Origin of the sequence: Haladaptatus sp., assembly GCF_049589095.1 — an archaeon.
In the GTDB taxonomy this organism is placed as follows: Archaea; Halobacteriota; Halobacteria; order Halobacteriales; family Haladaptataceae; genus Haladaptatus.
Window position 1 is genome coordinate 1 of sequence record NZ_JBAWAC010000536.1, and the last position, 2945, is coordinate 2945.

Consider the following 2945-nt stretch of genomic DNA (forward strand, 5'->3'; position numbering starts at 1 on the left):
ATGCGGCCCCGACGCTACCGAGGGCGGACTCGATGCGAGTGCGTCCGAATCGGCAGAGACACGGGAAATCGAGTCGGACTCGTCGCCGAAGGTAGTGACGGCCGACGAACTCGACAGCGATGGCGAGTTCGTCAACGTGGACGTGCAGTACTCACACGTTATCCTGCGAACCGACGACACCCGCCGTCGGGAGTTCACGTCGAACCGGTCGGTGTCCGCGAAGATGGCCGAAATGGAACGACACGTCACCGAACGGGTGAACCTCGTGGCGGTTAAGCTCAGCCACTCGCTGTCGGAGGAGGGGGAAAATCCGGTGTTCAAAGTGAGCGACGGAAGCGAGTCGGTCGGGAACTTCGCCGTGGTAACGAAGGAGACGTCGCTCAATCGAACGCTTCGTGAAGCGGCCTACGGTAACCTTCTCGCGTTCGAGGACGTGCTAGTGCTCTGGAACGATGACGAAAAATCGTACAACCTCGTCGTGGACGAGCGGACGGTCGTGGACCGCCGCTAGTTCGCTTCCACGCACTCCCGTACGAAGTTGTAGTACGAGCCGAACTTACCCTCGTCGTTCGGCGACAGCGGTATCCCGTTTTCTGCTAGCAGTTCCACCGTCTTCCGTGGCTCGCACTCGAACCAGATCGACAGCACGTCAACGTTGTGTTGTGCGTATTCGTAGTTGAGTTCGAGTGTGTGAGCGTCTGTGACATTTCCCTCCGCCATGTCCACTTGGATACTGTGAGTGTCAGAGCATAAATCCATGTGGTTCATTAACCATCAATGCGGTATTATAATATCTCATGAATGTTCCGCTACTAACGTGACTGTAAAGTAGAATGAATGATACTTAGAGCACCGAGGTGCTCTCATGGGTTACTTTTCAACAATCATGTTTTCTGAAATAGTGCCGTCCTCCACCACGATCTCGTTCGTCATCGTCGTCGTAGCAGAATTATAATATGGTGTACATGTCTTTCTAATGCCATCTCCATTCATTGGACCGTGAGCGCGGACGGTTTGTCTCCGGCCGACCTCGACGCGAGCGTTCGTCTAGCGGTCGCTCCTCGTCACAGTCGTTTCCTCGACGATTCCGTCCTGATCGACGGCGGTCTCACTGCGGCCGAGCGGAGTACTTTTGCGTTCCCGTTCCTACCACCACTTTATGGGCGATTCGCTGGAGATTCTTCTGACGAACGACGACGGCATCGACAGTCCCGGTATCCGCGCGTTGTACGAGAGCCTACAGGAGGTCGGAAACGTGACCACCGTCGCACCCGCGACGGACCAGAGCGCGGTCGGGCGGGCGATGTCCTACGAGGTCGAAGTCGAGGAGCACGAAATCGGCTACGCGATCACGGGGACTCCGACCGACTGCGTGGTCGCCGGATTGACCGAAATCGGGCCGTACCCCGACCTCGTCGTCTCGGGGTGCAACAACGGGGCGAACCTCGGGGCCTACGTCCTCGGGCGTTCCGGCACCGTTAGCGCCGCAGTCGAGGCCGCCTTCTTCGACGTGCCGTCCATTGCCGTCTCGCTTCACGTTCCCAATCACCTCTGGCCCTACGATACGAGCATCGAGGAGTACGACGTGGCGGCCGACGCCGCGACCTATCTGGCCGAACACGCACTCGAATCCGGCATGTTCGAAGGGGCGGAGTACCTGAACGTCAACGCACCCATGCCGAACGGCGAGTCGGTCCCGATGGAAGTCACGCGGCCGTCGCACGTCTACGACATGGACACGACCAACGAGGCGGGCGTGATTACGCTCCACGACCGGACATGGGAGCAGATGAGCGACGAGACGCTCCCCGACGCCGAAGGAACCGATCGCCGTGCGGTGTTCGAGGGCAAAGTCAGCGTCTCTCCACTGACCGCACCGCACACGACGCACCGGCACGAATCGCTGGACGAGTTGGTGACGGAGTACCGTTTCTAGCGCCACCGTATTACCCGCAGAAGCCTAATTTGGCTTGATGAGCGGGGGGTGAGGATACCGTGAGTTGTACCGATATCGACCAGATCGCACTCGACGTACTCCCGGTGAACGTCGCGGTTCTCGACGGGGATGGCACGATCATCGCCACGAACGAGGCGTGGGAGGAGTTCGGCCGAGGAAACGGTCTCACGGACACGACGCTCGGCGTCAACTATCTCGACGTGTGTGACGTGGCCGACGACCGGACTGCAGACGAGGCAGCGGCAGGTATGCGTGCCATCCTGGCGGGTAATCGGTCCGAGTTCAGCCTCGAATACCCGTGCCATTCGCCCGACGAACGCCGGTGGTTCGTGATGCGCGCCGTCGACGTGACCGAGGGCGAGGATACGTACGTCGTGGTCGCCCACATGAACGTCACCGAGCGCCACGAACGGGAGTCGGAAGTCGAACGCTACGAGATGATCGTCCGCAACGTTCCCGTGATCTTCTTCGTCATCGATACCGACGGGACGTTCCAACTCGCGGAGGGGAGCGGGGTGGAGACCGCAGGATTGGACTCCGAGGAACTCGTCGGCCAATCGATCGACGACCGATACGAGGACTACCCCGACATCCTCGAAAACTGCCGTCGTGCGCTCTCGGGCGAGTTGGTGTGTGCGACCAGCGAAATGGAGGGGACGATCTACGACATCGTGTACCAACCCGTGTTCGACGCGGCAGGGGCGGTCGAACGCGTCATCGGTGTTGCGACGGACGTAACCCAACGGAAACGACACGAGGATGCCCTCGCGGCGCTCTCGGACATCACACGGAAACTGTTGGATTCGGAAACGTCAGACGAAGTGTGTACCGTCGCGGTCGAGGCGGCCGAGCGGTCGTTACACCTTCCGAAGACGACCATCGCGCTGTACGACGACTCCACGGGCGCGCTCCTCCCGGAGGCGGAGACGAGCGATGGCGGCCCGCTGCCGGACGAGGTGCTGGACGGGGACGGCATCGCGTGGACCTC

Annotated in this window: 3 protein-coding genes and 1 pseudogene; 3 read left to right on the top strand and 1 reads right to left on the bottom strand. The window is 60.5% G+C overall.

Going from position 1 to position 2945, the window contains the following annotated elements:
* Nucleotides 1-511: pseudogene (locus WBV42_RS16745) on the top strand (class I SAM-dependent methyltransferase); the annotation flags it as partial.
* Here the strand turns inward: WBV42_RS16745 and WBV42_RS16750 are convergent.
* Nucleotides 508-720: a hypothetical protein gene (locus tag WBV42_RS16750; RefSeq protein WP_066145796.1), complete on the bottom strand. Its 213-nt coding sequence runs from the start codon at nucleotides 718-720 to the stop codon at nucleotides 508-510. The pseudogene WBV42_RS16745 and the gene WBV42_RS16750 overlap by 4 nt on opposite strands.
* 439 nt (nucleotides 721-1159) lie before the next feature.
* Here WBV42_RS16750 and surE point away from each other — a divergent pair, with 439 nt between their 5' ends.
* Nucleotides 1160-1936: a 5'/3'-nucleotidase SurE gene (gene surE, locus WBV42_RS16755; RefSeq protein WP_423987035.1), complete on the top strand. Its 777-nt coding sequence runs from the start codon at nucleotides 1160-1162 to the stop codon at nucleotides 1934-1936.
* Nucleotides 1937-1995: 59 nt separating this feature from the next.
* Nucleotides 1996-2945: PAS domain-containing protein (locus WBV42_RS16760; protein WP_423987036.1), on the top strand; the 950-nt coding region annotated here is incomplete at its 3' end.

Coding starts and splice junctions, on each gene's coding strand:
- WBV42_RS16750 (WP_066145796.1), bottom strand. CDS start 720: ATGGCGGAGGGAAATGTCACAGACGCTCACACACTCGAACTCAACTAC.
- surE (WP_423987035.1), top strand. CDS start 1,160: ATGGGCGATTCGCTGGAGATTCTTCTGACGAACGACGACGGCATCGAC.